17 protein-coding genes are annotated in these 15,350 nt (G+C 70.1%); 10 read left to right on the top strand and 7 right to left on the bottom strand.

Annotation, left to right across the window (positions count from 1 at the left end):
* Positions 1-115 precede the first annotated feature (115 nt).
* Positions 116-1,486: a cytochrome P450 gene (locus tag FHR33_RS16390; protein WP_183648138.1), complete on the bottom strand. Its 1,371-nt coding sequence runs from the start codon at positions 1,484-1,486 to the stop codon at positions 116-118.
* Positions 1,487-1,936: 450 nt separating this feature from the next.
* On the opposite strand from FHR33_RS16390, the gene FHR33_RS16385 reads away from it, so the two are divergent.
* On the top strand, positions 1,937-2,257 hold the full coding sequence (locus FHR33_RS16385) for a hypothetical protein (RefSeq protein ID WP_183648135.1): 321 nt from the start codon (positions 1,937-1,939) through the stop codon (positions 2,255-2,257).
* Positions 2,258-2,451: 194 nt separating this feature from the next.
* Here the strand turns inward: FHR33_RS16385 and FHR33_RS16380 are convergent, their stop codons facing one another.
* From FHR33_RS16380 to FHR33_RS16370, 3 genes are all read right to left on the bottom strand, one after another.
* Entirely contained in the window at positions 2,452-3,309 is an 858-nt protein-coding gene (locus FHR33_RS16380) for a haloalkane dehalogenase (RefSeq protein ID WP_183648132.1), read from the bottom strand.
* Positions 3,310-3,405: 96 nt separating this feature from the next.
* Positions 3,406-4,485, bottom strand: coding sequence for a DUF1648 domain-containing protein (locus FHR33_RS16375; protein ID WP_183660119.1), 1,080 nt, complete (start codon positions 4,483-4,485; stop codon positions 3,406-3,408).
* A 5-nt stretch (positions 4,486-4,490) separates the two neighbouring features.
* The gene (locus FHR33_RS16370) at positions 4,491-4,874 is read right to left on the bottom strand and encodes a GntR family transcriptional regulator (protein ID WP_183648129.1); all 384 of its coding nucleotides are present in this window, start codon (positions 4,872-4,874) and stop codon (positions 4,491-4,493) included.
* Positions 4,875-4,929: 55 nt separating this feature from the next.
* Here FHR33_RS16370 and FHR33_RS16365 point away from each other — a divergent pair, with 55 nt between their 5' ends.
* Genes FHR33_RS16365 through FHR33_RS16355 form a run of 3 tightly spaced genes read left to right on the top strand, consistent with a single transcriptional unit; the run spans position 4,930 to position 6,931 of the window.
* On the top strand, positions 4,930-5,271 hold the full coding sequence (locus FHR33_RS16365; protein WP_183648126.1) for a hypothetical protein: 342 nt from the start codon (positions 4,930-4,932) through the stop codon (positions 5,269-5,271).
* On the top strand, positions 5,268-6,140 hold the full coding sequence (locus FHR33_RS16360) for an ABC transporter ATP-binding protein (protein WP_183648122.1): 873 nt from the start codon (positions 5,268-5,270) through the stop codon (positions 6,138-6,140). Before FHR33_RS16365 ends, FHR33_RS16360 begins: the two co-directional genes overlap by 4 nt.
* Positions 6,137-6,931, top strand: a complete 795-nt coding sequence (locus tag FHR33_RS16355) for an ABC transporter permease (RefSeq protein ID WP_183648119.1) — start codon at positions 6,137-6,139, stop codon at positions 6,929-6,931. Before FHR33_RS16360 ends, FHR33_RS16355 begins: the two co-directional genes overlap by 4 nt.
* An 85-nt stretch (positions 6,932-7,016) precedes the next feature.
* Here the strand turns inward: FHR33_RS16355 and FHR33_RS16350 are convergent, their stop codons facing one another.
* A complete protein-coding gene (locus FHR33_RS16350; RefSeq protein ID WP_246451916.1) occupies positions 7,017-8,162 on the bottom strand; it encodes an alpha/beta hydrolase family protein in 1,146 nt (381 codons plus the stop codon).
* A 235-nt stretch (positions 8,163-8,397) separates the two neighbouring features.
* Positions 8,398-9,213: a Rossmann-fold NAD(P)-binding domain-containing protein gene (locus FHR33_RS16345; RefSeq protein ID WP_183648116.1), complete on the bottom strand. Its 816-nt coding sequence runs from the start codon at positions 9,211-9,213 to the stop codon at positions 8,398-8,400.
* A 446-nt stretch (positions 9,214-9,659) separates the two neighbouring features.
* On the opposite strand from FHR33_RS16345, the gene FHR33_RS16340 reads away from it, so the two are divergent.
* From FHR33_RS16340 to FHR33_RS16330, 3 genes are read left to right on the top strand one after another with little or no spacing between them, the layout of a single operon-like run.
* Positions 9,660-10,253, top strand: coding sequence for a DUF3618 domain-containing protein (locus tag FHR33_RS16340; RefSeq protein ID WP_183648113.1), 594 nt, complete (start codon positions 9,660-9,662; stop codon positions 10,251-10,253).
* Positions 10,254-10,259: 6 nt separating this feature from the next.
* Positions 10,260-10,562, top strand: a complete 303-nt coding sequence (locus tag FHR33_RS16335; protein ID WP_183648111.1) for a DUF4235 domain-containing protein — start codon at positions 10,260-10,262, stop codon at positions 10,560-10,562.
* A complete protein-coding gene (locus tag FHR33_RS16330) occupies positions 10,559-11,545 on the top strand; it encodes a YihY/virulence factor BrkB family protein (protein WP_183648108.1) in 987 nt (328 codons plus the stop codon). Before FHR33_RS16335 ends, FHR33_RS16330 begins: the two co-directional genes overlap by 4 nt.
* 16 nt (positions 11,546-11,561) lie before the next feature.
* Here the strand turns inward: FHR33_RS16330 and FHR33_RS16325 are convergent, their stop codons facing one another.
* Positions 11,562-12,308: a polysaccharide deacetylase family protein gene (locus FHR33_RS16325; protein ID WP_183648105.1), complete on the bottom strand. Its 747-nt coding sequence runs from the start codon at positions 12,306-12,308 to the stop codon at positions 11,562-11,564.
* A gap of 221 nt (positions 12,309-12,529) precedes the next feature.
* Here FHR33_RS16325 and FHR33_RS16320 point away from each other — a divergent pair, with 221 nt between their 5' ends.
* The 3 genes from FHR33_RS16320 (at position 12,530) to FHR33_RS16310 (ending at position 15,279) form a co-directional block, all read left to right on the top strand.
* Complete coding sequence (locus tag FHR33_RS16320; RefSeq protein WP_183648102.1) at positions 12,530-13,513, top strand: BtrH N-terminal domain-containing protein; 984 nt, start codon at positions 12,530-12,532, stop codon at positions 13,511-13,513.
* A 249-nt stretch (positions 13,514-13,762) separates the two neighbouring features.
* Positions 13,763-14,296 (top strand): RNA polymerase sigma factor, encoded by a 534-nt coding sequence (locus FHR33_RS16315; RefSeq protein ID WP_183648100.1) that lies wholly within the window; start codon positions 13,763-13,765, stop codon positions 14,294-14,296.
* Positions 14,296-15,279 carry a CU044_5270 family protein gene (locus tag FHR33_RS16310; RefSeq protein WP_183648098.1) on the top strand — a complete coding sequence of 328 codons (984 nt, stop codon included), beginning with the start codon at positions 14,296-14,298 and terminating at the stop codon, positions 15,277-15,279. The genes FHR33_RS16315 and FHR33_RS16310 overlap by 1 nt, the downstream gene beginning before the upstream one ends.
* Positions 15,280-15,350 lie beyond the last annotated feature (71 nt).

The raw sequence follows: 15,350 nt of genomic DNA, 5'->3' as shown, positions 1-15,350 counted from the left end.
GGCTTCCGGTAGCGATCATCGGCGGCCAGGCCGATGCTCACCTGGACACCTCCGGCATGCCTGTTGATGCGCGCGACAAGCGAGCCCGGCCAGCCAGGGACCGAGGGCCACGCGCTCACGCCCCGCGGCCCGACTTGAGCTCGAGCTTCAGCAGGAGCTTCTCCTTGGGCCGCGCCGACGCCCCGGGCACGGGCGTCAGGCGCTGCGGGTTGGTCAGCGTCAGGTGATATCTGCTGAGCAGGTTGGCGACCACCAACGGAGCCTTGAGGTAGAACAGGTGCTGTCCGAGGCAGCTGTGCGGACCGGCGCCGAAGGGGATGAAGGCGTAGCGATGCCGACGCTCGTTACGCTCCGGCGCCCAGCGCTCGGGGTCGAAGACGAGTGGCCGCTCCCAGAACTCCGCCAGCCGGTGGGTGGTGTAGGGGCTGACCAGCACCTGCGAGCCCGCCTTGATCGGGACGCCACCGATCTCCGTGTCCGCCACCGTCTGGCGAGGGATGATCCACCCCGACGGGTAGACACGCAACAGCTCCTGCAGGACCATGCGGAGGTAGCCGAGCCTGGGGACGTGCTCCGAGCGGACCGGGCCTTCCCCGACCACCTCGTCGACCTCCGCCTGCAGGCGGGCGTAGACGTCAGGATGATCATGCAGGACGGACCACAGCCAGGTCAGCGACATAGCGGTGGTCTCCGACGCGGCCCCGTAGATGCTGACCAGGTCGTCGCGGACCTGCTTGAGGTCGACTTCACCGTCCTGCCGGATCCTGGCGCCGATCAGCGCGGAGACCACCTCTTTGGAGCCGGTGCCCTCGGTGCGCGCCTGCTCGATCAGGGGATAGACGATCTCGTCGATCTTCTTGGCGGCCGCGAGAAAGGCGCGGTCCCCGGGCACCTTGATGGAGTAGGGCGCGAAGGGGAACAGCAGCCGGAAGGCGATCGAGGTCGCGCACGTGGCGAACTCCGGCGCGAGCCGCTCGGCGACGTCGCGGGAGATCCGCCCACCGAACAGCACCTTGATGACGGCCTGGTTGACGATCCTCGTCATCTGATGGCCGCCGTCGACGGGCCGGCCGCTCAGCGCGTACGCGTCGAGCTCCAGGATGCAGTCGGCGATGATGTCGGCCATGTCCTCGCCCAGCGAGGCGGTGTATCTCGCGGTGAACAGCGGCTGGAGGATCCTCCTGCTGGACTCCCAGCCCTCGCCCTCCCCGAGGATGCTCCGGCCGATCACGCGTTGGAGCGGCCGCCAGAACATTCCCTCGCGCACGAAGTTGGACCAGTCCGTCTTCAGTACCTGCTGGACGTGGTCGGGGTGGGAGACCAGGTACGGCCGGAAAGGCCCGATGTCCAACCGGACGATCCGGCCGCCGGTCTCGGTGCCCATCTTGGCCAGCTCGGTGACCGGATCCTTCACCAATCGGGGGACGGCACGGTAGAAGGGAAGGACACGCAGTCCAGAGGCAGCGGTGTCCGCGTCGAACGGCATGCGTCGATCCCCACTTCAAACGCCTCGGGCATCACATGCCAAAAGAGTCGCTCTTCCGACATATTTCACTCTTTGCGCGAAGTATCACATGATCATCCATATCTGATCAAGATGGTCACACGAGCCGCGCATTCCGAGGGCCGAACGGAGGGCGTGTGTGGTGGGTGCGGCCGTTCCTGTCCGAGCTGCCGCGCCGCAGGATCGGGCAGGGAACGGCCGCCGGCGGCGTGGCGGCCGCGCTTGGCGTACGGCTCGCCCATCGCCCACCGCTAATGATCTTCCCACGAACACGGAGTGCGCCGTCTCTCCGGCCCAGGCGCCCCGCATCCGCCTCGAGAAGGTCGGTGTGCCGGGGCCGCCCGCTCTCCGCGTTCGTCCGCACCGGTGGCGGACAAACCTTTACAATGCGGCCGAACGTGATCTTTGCCTCCAAGTCAGAATAGGGGACAGATGTCGATCCACAGGCGTACGGCGGGCGCACTCCTCGTCGGAGCTCTCACCATCGTTGGGCTGGGAGCGGGAACCACCGCGGCCTCGGCGGGTGCGAGTGGCGCCCCGTGCTCGGGGAAGACCGGCCTTCACATCACGGCCAAGGGCGAGACCAGCGGGAAGGCCTGGGCCGATGTCCTCAACTGCGGCAGCACGGACCTCGTGACGCTCGACATCGCGTACGGGCCGGATCCGTTGTGCCGCGAGATCCGTCACGGAGTCAACGCGCGGATCACCGCCCCCACCGCCGTGGGCAGCGTCAGGAAGGCCAAGTACTGCTGATCGTCTGACCGGCGCGACCGGCGTGCGTGCTGTCCGCCAACCAGATGCCGGCCACCACGATGACCCCGATCGGTTACCTGGCAGCGGCACCGCTCACCTCGTGGTCGGGGTCGCTGACAGGAGCCGCGACGGGCCTCGCGGCCGGTGTGCTCCTGGGCGTGTCCGGCGTGCTGCCCACACCGGCGGCACGAGGGTCAGTGACTGGTGCTCCCCGCGATCCAGGCCGTGATCGCCGCCGCGATCGCCTCGGGCTGGTCCTCGGTGGCGTGGTGGCCGGACGGGCCGATGTGCTCGATCCTCAGGCCGGCGATGTTGTCCCTGCACCAGGCGGCCGTTTCCTGGGTGATGAGCAGGGTCGGTGAGGAGTCGAAGGTGAGCAGCAGCTTGGGGACGTCGGGGCTGGCGGCCAGCCAGGTGTCGTAGGCGGCCACGCGTGCGGCCACGTCGGCGGGGTCGCCGTCGAGCGGCAGCGAGCGGGCCCACTGCAGGACGGGGCGGCGGCTGTCGCGGGTGGGGTAGGGGTCGAGGTATGGGGCCATCTCGTCCGGGGTCAGCGGGGTGAGGACGCCGCCGGTGTAGGCGGTCTCGATGAAGAAGTTCTGGTCGAGGACCAGCTCTTCGCCCTTCGGCGAGCGCATCGTCTCAGCACGGGAGCGGGAGCCTTCGCCCAGGTCGTTCCATGACAGGGGGCGGACGATGGTTTCGAAGAAGGCGATGCCGCGCACCCGTCCGGGGTGGCGGGCGGCCTGGTCGAAGGCGAGGGCGCCGCCCCAGTCGTGGCCCACGAGGACGACGTCCCGCAGGTCGAGGGCGTCGAACCAGGCGTCGAGGTAGCGGGCGTGGTCGGCGAAGGTGTAGGCGATGCCGGGCTTGCCGGAGCGTCCCATGCCGATCAGGTCGGGGGCCAGCAGCCGGGCCGGTTCGCCGATCGCGGGCAGGACCTTGCGCCAGGCGTGGGAGGAGGAGGGGTTGCCGTGGAGGAAGACGATCGGCGCGCCGCTTCCGCTGTCTTCGTAGTGGATGGAGGAGTCCAGGACATCGATGGAAGGCATGACCCGACAATCTGTTAGTGCGACAAACGTTTATGACACGAATGAAGCTATATCGTTAGTCCGACTAACGCAAGTGGGTCATGCCTCCGGAGACGGCTAGAAGGCGCTCTCCCTCATGGGCAGATCGACCACGCCGGTCAGGGCGAGCAGGATCAGCCCGACCAGGAGGGCCACGATGACCCAGGCGACCGGGTGTCCGAGGTTGAGCGTCCAGGTGTGGCCGATGCGGGCGTGGACGAGCAGGGCGGGGTCGCGGCGGTTGACGTACACCATGCCTGCAAGGAACCAGTGCCGGTCGTCATCGCGCTGCACGACCCCGGAGTCCTCCCGCTCCTCGCCGGGCAGGGCGGGCAGGCGGTGCCCCGCCGAGCCCACCCGTCGCTCCCAGGCCAGAGCCCCGACCACCAGCGCGGCCAGCGGCAGGTACGTGGCCACCCGCCAGCCGCCGGACGGCTCGACGACACCCCAGAGCTGCAGGGCCGAGATCAGCAGGCCCAGGTTCAGGCAGGCGGCGGCCAGCAGCGACAGCACGGCGATGCCGCGCAGGTAGGTCCGGTATCGGCGGGCCGAGCCCCGAGGTCTGGCCGCGTCAAGGTCGGGGCGTGCGCGCAGGATCACCAGCATGAGCGCGAGGGTCAGCACAGTGATCGCGGCCTGGAGGAACACGGGCTCGAAGGCGCTCGGCGCCGTGGTGGCCACGCGGCGCGCGGGGTCGACGCCGTAGCCGCGGAACGCAGGGAGGGTGGCGGGCAGCCCGCCGTACCGTGACCAGCCGAGGGCGGCGGTGGACAGCAGGACGGCAAGCGCGGGCAGGGCCCAGCGCCAGGGGATGCGGACCGGATCGGTGCGGAAGCTGGTGTCCACGGTGACGCGCTGACGGTGTCCGGCCTGCCATCGTCCGTCCTGCTTCGCGCGCGCGACCCGGCGATGGGCGCGGTAGAACAGCAGCAGGTCGACAGGCACCAGGGCGACGACGGCGAGCACCTCGAAGGAGAGGGCCGCGGCGACCACGCCCGCTGCCACGACCAGGCGGGCGTAGACCCGCCGCTCGGCGATGATCACCGGATCGGAGGCCCGCTCCGCGGGGAGCCGCACCCCGAACGGCAGCGTCGGACGGGACAGTGCAGGGAGCGCGGCCATCACGATGGTGATCAGCGTGACAGTGGCCAGGTTCATGGCGATCACGAGCGAAATCCCTCCAGCAGTGTCTCGCAGCGGCGAACCACCTCGTCGCGGTCGAGGCCGTGGACGGTGGCTTCGGCCAGCAGTACGCGCATGCGTTCCTCCCAGTCGTCGGTGAAGCCGGCCTCCGGTGGGCCGGAGGCGGCGTCACGCCGGATGACCGCGCCGCTCTTGCGGTTGATCCGGATCACGCCCTGATGCCGCAGCAGGTCATAGGCCTTGTTCACGGTGTGGAAGTTGATGCCGAAGTCGGCCGCCAGCTGTCGCGTGGAGGGGAGCGGATCGCCTTCCCGTGCCTCGCCGCAGGCGATGGCCTCCACGATCCGGTCACGGATCTGCTGGTAGATCGGGACCTCGCTGTCCAGATCGAGACTCAGATTCACAAGGCCATCTTATCTGATGTATAACTAATAGAACAGATAGATCTAGGAGATCAACGTGATCAAGATCGAGATTCGTGGCCAAGCCCTGACCGTGTTGTTCGACCCGTGGGCCCGGCTGTTCACCCGCAGGAGCTCCATGACCGTGCCCCTGGCGTCCATCCGCGAGATCGAGCACCTCGACCACCCGCTCCGCGCCGCCACCGGCCTGCATGCCGGACTGCGCATGAGCGGCGTCGCCAAGGTCGGCGCCTGGATCTCCCTGCGGGGCGTCAAGCGCCTGGTCGCCGCCAGGCGGGGCGAGCCCGGCGTGCGGATCGTCCTGGCCGACCGTTCATCGGGATACGACGAACTGATCCTCAGCGCTCCCGCGCCGGCCTTGGCGGAGGTGCGCCGATGATCGAGGTACGCGGTCTGACCAAGACCTTCGGCCCGGTGGCCGCCGTCACCGACCTCACCTTCGACGTCGGACCCGGCACCGTGACAGGCTTCCTCGGCCCCAACGGAGCAGGCAAGACCACCACCATGCGGATGATGCTGGGCCTGGTGGCCCCCGGCTCGGGCAGCGTCACCATCGACGGCAGGCCGTACCGCGAACTGCGGGACCCCACCTCCGTCGTCGGCGCCGTACTCGACAGCTCCGGCTTCCACCCCGCGCACACCGCCCGCGACCACCTGCGTCTGTACGCCCGCATGGGCCGGTACGGCAGCGACCGCGTCGCCCGCGTGGCCGAGGTGACCGGGGTCTCCGCTTTCGCCCACCGGCGGACCCGTGGCCTGTCCACCGGCATGCGGCAGCGGCTCAACCTGGCCACCGCCCTGCTCGGCGACCCGCGGGTGTTGTTGCTCGACGAGCCGAGCAACGGCCTGGACCCGGAGGGCATCGCCTGGCTACGTCGGTTCCTGCGCGACCTGGCCGCGCAGGGCCGCACGATCCTGGTCTCCAGCCACGTGCTCGGCGAGATCGAGCAGACGGCCGACCAGGTCGTGGTCATCCGCGAAGGGCGGCTGGTCACCGCGGGCCCTCTCAGCGAGCTGTACGGCTCCGCCTCGGTCCTGGTCCGCTCGCCGCAGGCGGACCGGCTGCGCACGATGCTCGCGGCGCCGACGGAGATCCTGAGCTCCGAGGTTCTGCGTGTCCACGACCTGAGCGCCGCTGAGATCGCCTCGGTGGCCGCCGCGCACGGCATCCCGCTGCAGGAGCTCACCTCCGAGCGGCCCACCCTGGAGCAGGCATTTCTCCACCTGACAGGAGGCACCACCCCGTGACCACACTCATCTCCGCCGAGTGGATCCGCCTGACCAGCAGCAGAATCTGGCTGTGGGGCGGGGTCGCCGCGCTCGCCAGCGGTGCCTTCATCGGGCTGCTGGCTCTGGCGGGCCCGGAGAACTTCGACCCTCCGCTGCCTCCTCTGGACACCGCTGAGGGCACTCGGGTGCTGCTGGGCCTGCTCGGCTTCCTCGCCTGCCTTCCCGCCCTGTTCGGCACCGCCGCCGTGGCCTCGGAATACCGTCACGGGACGGTCACCACCACGAGCCTCTTCGCGCCCAGGCGCTGGACCTGGCTCACCGCCAAACTCCTGGCCTACACGGGGGCCGGCCTCGTCTACGGATTCCTGGCCGCGGCTGTGGCGGCGGCGGCCCTGTTCGCCGCGGCCGCGATCGACGGCGTCACGCTCGGTCTGCCGGTGGGTGTCGTGCTGTCGCTGCTGGCCCGTGTGGCGCTGACCATGGCCGTCTACACCCTCCTGGGTGTGGCGATCGGCGCGCTCCTGCGCAATCAGGTCGCCGCGATGGCGGTCGTCGGCGGGTATCTCTACGCGGTCGAGACCGCGTTGACGATGATCCCAGGGGTGAAGGCTCTGTATCCCCTCCTGCCCGGCGGGGCCACGGCCGCGTTGACGGGGTTCACCTACCTGGCCGACGCCGTCGCCGGCCAGACGGGCGAGCCGGCCGTCCCGCTCCTGTCCGCGCCGGCCGGTGGCGCGGTGCTGGTGGGCTACGCGCTGGTCGCGGTGGCCATCGCGGTCCTGGCACCGCTGCGCAGAGACATCACCTGAGGCGCGCGCGCCCGTCCGATCAGGACGACCGGACGGGGATCGGTCGGCTTCCTCCGGCCATCTCAGGAACGGCCCGCGGTGGGCCTCACTTCCAGAACTTGGCCTCCGGGAAGGTCGCGGAGGGCCCGTCCAGCAACTCCTGCTCGCGCCCGCGCAGGTGCCGGTCCATGAAGGCGACCACGTAGGCCCGGGTGACCTCCAGTTCCCTGGCCGACTGCTTGGTCAGCAGCGGGTAGTCCGTGAAGGAGGTATGGTCGCCGCCCTCCACCGTGATCCAGCGCTTCCACTCCGTCATGCGCGCCCAGTCGCGGCCCCAGGTGAAGTCCTTGCCACCCGGCTCGTGCACCTCGCCCGCGCCCATCAGCATGAACGGCCGGGCCAGACCCTTGTCAGGGATGGGCACGAAGAAGGTGCCGTCCATGTTGACTCCGGCCCGCACGCGCGAATCCTTCAGCATCGTCCACGTCGCGCTCGAGCCGCCCACCGAGTGCCCTGCCATGCCGATACGCGAGCGGTCGATGAGTCTGGCGCCCTTCCACACCGGATGCCGCCCGAGCAGGCGGTCGAGCACGAACGACACGTCCGCCTGCCGTCCCTTGACCGCCTTGGCGCCGAAGGCCCAGGGGTCGGCTTGCTGCTCCCTGCAGGCCGCGCAGCGGGCCAGCCGGTCGCCGGGCAGGCTTGTGCCGTACGACTCGTGCACGTGGTCGATGCCGACGACCACGTGCCCCCTGCTGGCCAGCTCCTCGGCGAGGCTGGTCAGCGACGAGCGCGACATCGTGAACCCGGGTGAGAGAACGATCAGCGGCAGCGCGCCCTTGCGCCCGGCAGGACGGGCCCCTGTGGTGGCGTGCGTCTTGGCGCCGCTGATCACCTCGCTCGGCACGCCGGTGAGGTTCTGACCCTTCAGCAGGGCCTCGGCCTCCTCGTCGGTCATGTACGGCGCGGGCCGGCCTGCGCCCTTCTCGGCGGGGTACCACAGCGAGACCATGAGCTCCCTGGCCTTCTCCGAAGGCACCCAGGGATCTGGACGACCGCGGTCGACCAGGTGCAGGCTGACCGTCCCCACCGGCTGGGCTCCGGTGGGCGCCGGCAGCGCCAGGCTCTTGTCCTGGGCGGGCTCGGTTCGCGTCAGAGTCGCGGCCTGCGCCGGCACGACCGCGAGGAGGGCGAGCAGGCCCGCCGTGACGGCGCCCGCGACGCGGACACCGCGCATGATCTTGATTTCCATGACGCCCATGCTCTCGATCTCGCCGAGGCCCGCGCTTCGGACGAATGTCCAGCTTCATGTGCGACTTGCGTAGTACGGCGGGTCCGCCTGGGGTCGCAACGACGCGATCACGAAGCCCCGCCGGTATGCCGCGCATCCTGGACGCATCGCCTCGCGGCGTACCTGCTGACCGGCGACCGGCACGCCGCCGAGGACCTCGTGCGGTCGGCGCCGGCCAGGACGGCAACCTCGCGTTTCAGGCGCGCCAGGCGTCGGCGGCGTCCTTGGCGTACTGGGTGAAGTCGCGCGCTGGTCGGCCCAGTGCCTGCCGTACCCCGTCGGCGAGGCTCTCGTTGCGGCCGTCGAGCACCTCGGCGAACAGCGCGTTGAGGCCGACGATCTCGTCCTCGGGCAGGCCCGCCGCGCGTGCGCCCTCGGCGAACTCCTCGGGGGTGACCGGCACGTAGGCGACCTCGCGGCCGCTGGCGGCGGAGATGTCCGCCGCGGCCTCGGCGAAGGACAGCAGGCGCGGCCCCGTGAGCTCGTACACCTTCCCCGCGTGCCCGTCCTCGGTGAGGGCGGCGGTGGCCACGTCGGCGATGTCCTCGACGTCAACGAAGGGCTCGGTCACCTCCCCCGCGGGCAGCGCGATCGTGCCGCTCAGCACCGGGTCGAGCAGCCAGCCCTCGCTGAAGTTCTGCATGAACCAGCTGCAGCGCACGATCGTGGCCTCGACGCCGGAGTTGAGCACGACCTGCTCGGCCTGCTGGGCCAGCTCCTCGTTGCGGCCCGACAGCAGCACCAGGCGGCGCACTCCGGCCTGGACGGCCAGCGCGGTGAACTGGCGGATGCGGTCCAGGGCGCCGGGGAAGGCCAGGTCGGGGTAGTAGGTGATGTAGACGGCATGGACGTCGCGCACGATCGGCGCCCAGGTGGTGCTGTCCTCCCAGTCGAAATCGGGGCGGGAGCCGGCGCGCACGTCGCGGCCCATCGCCTTCAGGCGGTCCGCCACGCGGCGGCCGGTCTTGCCGGTAGCTCCGAGAACCAGGGTGGTGGTGTCGTTGTTCGTCATGGCTCTAGTCCATCAGCCGGCGGTAAGACTGAACATCGTCGAGACGCGCAGGCGCATAAGCGAGCGTCTCATCCATCCCGGGCGCGGCCCGAGCTCGTCATCCCGTCAGGCGATCGAGTGATCGCGGCCCGCAGAGCCCTTCGCGGACTCGCCGAGGGCCACGGCTTTCCGCTCTCCTCCGCTTCCCCCTGACCTGTCCCCGAGGAGGGAGCCTGCCCTGATGACACATGGTGAGGGCCATCGAGGGGTAGCGGTGCAGCTAGGGGAGGAACATCGCAGGCTGCGCGAAGCAGGCGAGGAGACGAACGGCAATGACACGGTGCAACCGCCTGCCGGTGGGCCTGACAGGCCGCGAACGTGTCGCCTACGCGATGCGCCGGCACCTGCCTGGCGGGCGATCGACAGCACCCGACAAGACGTGACCGAGATCAAGAAAGAGTACGACGATGACCATCAGCGGATCTCACAGTACGAACTCGACCCAGGTCGGGTCGCCCCAGGGGGATGACAAGGCCGACTCCGCCGCGCGGCTGCGTGCCGACATCGCCCAGATGCGCGAGGACCTGGGGGACATCGTGGAGGCGCTGGCCGCCAAGGCCGACGTCAAGGCCCGCGCGAAGGCCGGGGCCAAGGACAAGACCGAGCACGTCAAGGCGAACCTCGCCGCTCATGCGCACCAGGCGGAAGCCCACGTCCGGACCATGGCCACCGAGGTCACCACCAAGGCGCGGCAGATCGCCACGAAGGACAACGCCATGCCGGCGGTGCGTCGCGGTGCCGTCGCCACCGCCGCGGTCGCGACGGCGGGCGGCGGGGCCGTCGCCGTGACGGCGTGGCTGCGCCGCCGCAACGCCGCCAGGCAGACCCCCTGGCAGCGAGCGCTGTGGGCCGCTCGGCGGAGCGGGGTACAGGTGCGCCACGCCGCCACGTCGCAGGCGGTCACGCCAGGGGCGCGCGGCGCCGCCGCCGCGGGGATCGGCCTGCTCATGTTCGTGTGGCTGCGCCGCCGCCGGGCCCGCCGGCACGTCGAAATGGGGTGAGGTGCGATGGCCCTGATCTACAAGCCACTGTCACTGCTGATCAGCGTGCTGGGCGGGATGATCGCGGGCGCGCTGTTCAAGCAGGTGTGGAAGGTCGTCGCGGGGCAGGACGACGCGCCTGACGCCGACGACCAGGAATACACCTGGCGGCAGGTGCTCGTGGCCGCCATGGTGCAGGGAGCCATCTTCGGCCTGGTGAAGGCGGCCATTCAACGCGCCGGCGCACAGGGTGTCCGCAAGACGACCGGGCACTGGCCAGGCGACGCCCGACGCAAACGCACGAAAGCTCACGAAAGCTCACGGTCATGAGTAGACGCGCCGCCGCCGACCGGCCGGGGGAACCGGTCGGCGGTGACACCCCGGACAAGCCGACGGAGCTGCCCAAGAGGTCGTGGTGGGACGTGCTCAGACGCACCTTCAAGGAGTTCCAGGGGGACCACCTCACCGACTGGGCCGCGGCTCTGACCTACTACGCGACCTTGTCGATCTTTCCCGCGCTGCTGGCCGTGGTCTCGGTGCTGGGCCTGTTCGGTCAGTCGACCACCCAGTCGCTCATCGACAACCTGGGCGCCATGGCGCCGGGGCCCGCCAGACAGACTCTCAACACCGTGCTGCAGGCCCTGCAGGGCAACCAGCGTGCAGCCGGCATCGCTGCGATCCTGGGTATCGCCGTCGCGCTGTGGTCCGCCTCGGGCTACGTCGGGGGGTTCATGCGTGCCGCCAACATCGTGTACGAGATGCCCGAGGGCCGGCCCATCTGGAAGACCCTGCCGCTGCGCCTGGCCATCACCACGGTCCTGGTGATCCTGACGGCCATCGGCTCGGTCGCGGTCGTGTTCACCGGCGGACTGGCCGATCAGGTGGGAAAGGTCCTCGGCATCGGCGAGACCGCGCTGGTGATCTGGGGCATCGTCAAGTGGCCGATCCTGGTGATCATGGTGGCGCTGGTCCTGGCCCTGCTGTACTGGGCCGCACCCAACGTCGAGCATCCCGGCTTCCGCTGGCTGACCCCCGGCAGCATGCTCGCCGTCGTGGTGTGGATCATCGCGTCCGCCGCGTTCGGCTTCTACGTGGCCAACTTCGGCTCCTACAGCAAGACCTACGCCGCCCTGGCCGGTGTCATCGTCTTCCTGATCTGGCTGTGGATCTCCAACATCGCCGTGCTGCTCGGGGTGGAGCTCGACGCCGAACTCGCCCGCGAACGCGCCATCAGGGACGGACACCCCGCAGGACAGGAGCCCTATGTCGAGCCCCGCGACACCCGCAAGTTCAGCGAGGGCGAGCCCGCTTGAAGGCCCTTCCGTCCGCTCATCCGCGCCGCAGGGCGAGCAGCTCGGAGACCGTGACGAACCGGTAGCCCTGCTCGCGGAGGCCGGTGATCACGCCTTCGACGGCCTGGCGGGTGCTCGCCCCGCCGGCGTACCACGGGTGCAGCAAGATGATCGACCCCGGCCTGGTCTGCTCCCGCACGGCGGCGACGATCCCGGCGGCCCCCGGGGTCGTGCCGGAGTCGGGCTCCACGTCCCACATGACCGTGTGCCGCTGGTGCTCGGCCAGGTACAGCGGCAGCATCAGCAACTTCTTGCCCGTCGGCGGACGGAACGGGATCTCGCCGCGCTGACCCGCCATGCGGATGGCCGCGTCGGTCCTTTCGACCTCCTTCGCCACGGTGGAGGGGGAGACGAAGACCATGCGCTGGTGGCTGTAGGTGTGGTTGGCGAGCTGGTGCCCCGCGGCCACGAGCGCCTTCGCGTCCTGCGGCCTGGCCTTCACCTGGGAGCCGATGACGAAGAACGTCGCGCGGACCCGCTGCTCGGCGAGGACGTCGATGATCTGGCCGGTGTGCTCGTCGGGGCCGTCGTCGAAGGTCAGGGCGACGACCTTCTCGGTGGTCACCACCCGGTGGGTCAGCTGCCCCGCCAGCTGGAAGGTCCGCGCGTTCATCAGCTGGTAGAGGCCCGTCGCCACCAGGAGGAGGACCGCGAGCAGGGCCGCGACCAGCACGAGCCGTCTTCTCCACCCGGACTCGCGCCCGCCCGTTGAGCCTGCGTTCATGGATGATCATCGAACCACAACGTGCGGGACCGCGTGGCGCCTTCCGCGGGGACGGCTCAGACCACCGCGACGCCCTGTTCCTCATGCTCGGCGACACCACGGCGGCTGGACTCTCCCCCTGAGGGAGACTTCATGCTGGTCCACTGGAGCCGCTGAAGATCCGGCGTGCCGGACAGCGGCTCCGCACACGTTCATCGCCCAGTCATGGAGGAGAGCGACGCATGACGATCGTGGAGGACATCGAGGCCCGGGGCATGCAGCACTGCGAGACGACGGCGCTCGGGGTGCTGCTGCGGCACGAGGGGCTTGATCTGTCCGAGCCCATGCTGTTCGGGCTCGGCTCGGGCCTGTCCTTCATCTACTGGGACAGCAAGGCCATGGCTTTCCCCTTCCTCGGAGGCCGTGTCAAGCCGTTCGAGCTCACCCGGAATCTGGCCGCAAGGCTGGGGCTGACCCTGCGGGTCGAGGAGACCACCTCACCGCGCAAGGCGTGGGAGAACGTGGCCGGCCAACTCGACGCCGGCCGGCCGGTCGGCCTTCAGCTCGACTGCTACCACCTGGACTACTTCCGGTCCAAGGTGCGCTTCGGCGGCCATGTCGTCGCGATGTACGGCTACGACGAACACCATGCCTACCTGGTGGACACCGAGCAGCAGGGCGGAGCGGTGCGCACCAGCCGGACCAGTCTGGCCATGGCGAGGGCCGAACGGGGCCCGATGACCGCCAGGAACCGATCCTTCGCCATCTCGCTGCCGGCGCACCCGCCCCGCTGGCAGGACCAGCTCATCCCCGCGATCAAGGCCTGCGCTGACGCCTTCCTGGCCGCCCCCATCGCGAACGTGGGCCATCGCGGCATCGAGAAGGCCGCCGGCCAGGTGCCCAGATGGCTGCTGCGCGTGGAGCGGCCAGAGCGGGACCTGCCGCAGGCGGCCCTCCTCATGGAGAAGGCCGGCACCGGCGGCGCCCTGTTCCGCGCCCTCTACCGTGACTTCCTCGAAGAGTGCGCCGGGCTGATCGACGACGACGGCCTGCGCGCCGGCCACCGGCTGTACGGCGAGGCCGCCACCATGTGGACGGACGTGGCAGGCTTGATCGCCGAAGCCGGGCAGAGCGGCGACGACGCGCACCTCCAGCAGGCCGGCGTCATCCTCCACGACCTTTCGCGCATCGAGCGGGAGGCCATGCAGGTGCTACGTCAGCTGTAGCTCTGGAGAGCGCCGCCGCAGCCGTCGCCGGGCGCGCCGGGAGCTGCGCGCCTATCACGGCGAAGACTGAGAGCAGGGGGAGAGCCGGACAGGGCAGGGCGCGGCCGTCGCCCGTGAGCGGTCGCCGACGCGGCCCCGACGAACCGGCCGGCGCGCAGAGAGGACGAGCCGCCCGAGATCTGATGGAAGGGTCTCCCGGGAACGGGCAATCACTGGTGTCCCATGTTCCCCGGCAAGGGAGACCCTTGCATGACCATGTCCCTCGACGGAGCGGTCGCCGACCCCGAGCGATTCGCCGTCATCTTCGACGCGCACTACCAGGAGATACGCCGCTATGTCGGCCGACGCCTCGACCTCGACATCGCCGAGGACCTCGCCGCCGAGACCTTTCTCGTCGCGTTCCGCCGGCGCGACAGCTTCGACGCCGCCCGAGGCGGCATAAGACCCTGGCTGTACGGCATCGCCACCAACCTCATCGGCAGGCACAGGCGGGCCGAACTCCGACGCTACCGGGCTCTGTCGAGGTCCGGTCCGCCCGCCGCCGACGACGGCCACGACCAGCGAGTCGTGGATCGGGTCACCGCCGGGGTGACCGTCCAGAAACTCTCGGCCGCGCTGGCCGGGCTGTCGCCAGGCGAGCGCGATGTCGTGCTGCTCGTCGCGTACGGCGAGCTGACCTACGACGAGGTGGCCGAGGCGCTCGGCGTCGCCTACGGCACCGTCGCCTCCCGGCTGAGCCGGGCCAGGACCAAGCTGCGTGACGCGTTGGGAGTTGAGGTGTGATGAAGGAGTTCCAGCTCATCGACGAGGTGATGCCGGACCTGCCGCCCGCCGACCAGGCCAGGGCGATGGCGGTCCGCGCGCGGATGCTGGGTGGCGCCCGCCGTCGTCACCGCCTGCCTGCCCTGTCAAGGGTGGCGCTCGCGGCCGCGGCGGTCAGCCTGGTGCTGGTCGGAGGCTTCGTGGCGGTGTCCATGCTGGGCGGGTCCGGTGGCGAAACGGCCGCGGTGCCCGAGCCTGCCGCGGTGCTCGGCGCGGCGGCCGACCGGCTCGCCGCGCGACCCCCCGGCACCGGCGCTTGGTGGCGGCGGGAGATGCTGCACGTATCGCGAGACAGGACCAAGGACCATCCCACCTTCACCGTCGAGCGGCGGGTCAAGGAGGTGCTGTGGGTGAACAGAGAAGGGAGACAGCGGACGGAAACGGGAGACGTGGTCGCCAGACCGCTCACTGCCGCCGACGAACAGGCGTGGAAGGACGCCGGCTCGCCGAAGCTCTGCAAGCCCAGCGACGACTGCCGGCTCGGCAGGACCTTCTTCACCCCCCTGGGCCTGACGCTCAAGCCCGTGGCGGGACTGCCCACCGATCCCGAGGCGCTCAAGGCCGAGATGCTGAGGCACTTCCCGGCGAGTGGCGTGGACAGCCAGGAGGAGTGGCTCTGGGGCGCCGCCACGTGGCTGCTCCTCGACGCCGAGAGCACCCCGGGCACGAGGGCGGCGCTGTACCGGATACTCGCCGACCTGCCGGGCACACGGGTGGCCGACGGCGTCACCGACCTCGACGGTCGCACCGGGGTCGCGCTGATGCACGGAGCCTCTCCTGCGCGCCGGCAGATCGTCATCGACAGGGACAGCGGCGATCTGCTCGCCGTACAGGACGCGCTGATCCCTGCGGGCGGTCAGGCGAGCGACTCTGGCAACGGCGAAGTGTTCGACTCGTACGTGGTCAAGCGGCTGGGCTGGACCGACGAGGCGCCTCAGGAGTGAGCGGGACGTGGCCCGCGCCGTTGACAGGTCTACCAACCAAGCGCATGCTTCGTCAACGCCAGGCGCGAAGC

The organism is Nonomuraea dietziae (assembly GCF_014195505.1).
Lineage (GTDB): Bacteria > Actinomycetota > Actinomycetes > Streptosporangiales > Streptosporangiaceae > Nonomuraea > Nonomuraea roseola.
This window is presented reverse-complemented; position numbering and strand designations above follow the sequence as displayed.

What these genes read in the sequence shown, in the direction of transcription:
- FHR33_RS16390 (WP_183648138.1), bottom strand. Translation starts at nt 1,486, where the DNA reads ATGCCGTTCGACGCGGACACCGCTGCCTCTGGACTGCGTGTCCTTCCC.
- FHR33_RS16385 (WP_183648135.1), top strand. Translation starts at nt 1,937, where the DNA reads ATGTCGATCCACAGGCGTACGGCGGGCGCACTCCTCGTCGGAGCTCTC.
- FHR33_RS16380 (WP_183648132.1), bottom strand. Translation starts at nt 3,309, where the DNA reads ATGCCTTCCATCGATGTCCTGGACTCCTCCATCCACTACGAAGACAGC.
- FHR33_RS16375 (WP_183660119.1), bottom strand. Translation starts at nt 4,485, where the DNA reads ATGAACCTGGCCACTGTCACGCTGATCACCATCGTGATGGCCGCGCTC.
- FHR33_RS16360 (WP_183648122.1), top strand. Translation starts at nt 5,268, where the DNA reads ATGATCGAGGTACGCGGTCTGACCAAGACCTTCGGCCCGGTGGCCGCC.
- FHR33_RS16350 (WP_246451916.1), bottom strand. Translation starts at nt 8,162, where the DNA reads ATGGAAATCAAGATCATGCGCGGTGTCCGCGTCGCGGGCGCCGTCACG.
- FHR33_RS16345 (WP_183648116.1), bottom strand. Translation starts at nt 9,213, where the DNA reads ATGACGAACAACGACACCACCACCCTGGTTCTCGGAGCTACCGGCAAG.
- FHR33_RS16340 (WP_183648113.1), top strand. Translation starts at nt 9,660, where the DNA reads ATGACCATCAGCGGATCTCACAGTACGAACTCGACCCAGGTCGGGTCG.
- FHR33_RS16335 (WP_183648111.1), top strand. Translation starts at nt 10,260, where the DNA reads ATGGCCCTGATCTACAAGCCACTGTCACTGCTGATCAGCGTGCTGGGC.
- FHR33_RS16330 (WP_183648108.1), top strand. Translation starts at nt 10,559, where the DNA reads ATGAGTAGACGCGCCGCCGCCGACCGGCCGGGGGAACCGGTCGGCGGT.
- FHR33_RS16325 (WP_183648105.1), bottom strand. Translation starts at nt 12,308, where the DNA reads ATGAACGCAGGCTCAACGGGCGGGCGCGAGTCCGGGTGGAGAAGACGG.
- FHR33_RS16320 (WP_183648102.1), top strand. Translation starts at nt 12,530, where the DNA reads ATGACGATCGTGGAGGACATCGAGGCCCGGGGCATGCAGCACTGCGAG.
- FHR33_RS16315 (WP_183648100.1), top strand. Translation starts at nt 13,763, where the DNA reads ATGACCATGTCCCTCGACGGAGCGGTCGCCGACCCCGAGCGATTCGCC.
- FHR33_RS16310 (WP_183648098.1), top strand. Translation starts at nt 14,296, where the DNA reads ATGAAGGAGTTCCAGCTCATCGACGAGGTGATGCCGGACCTGCCGCCC.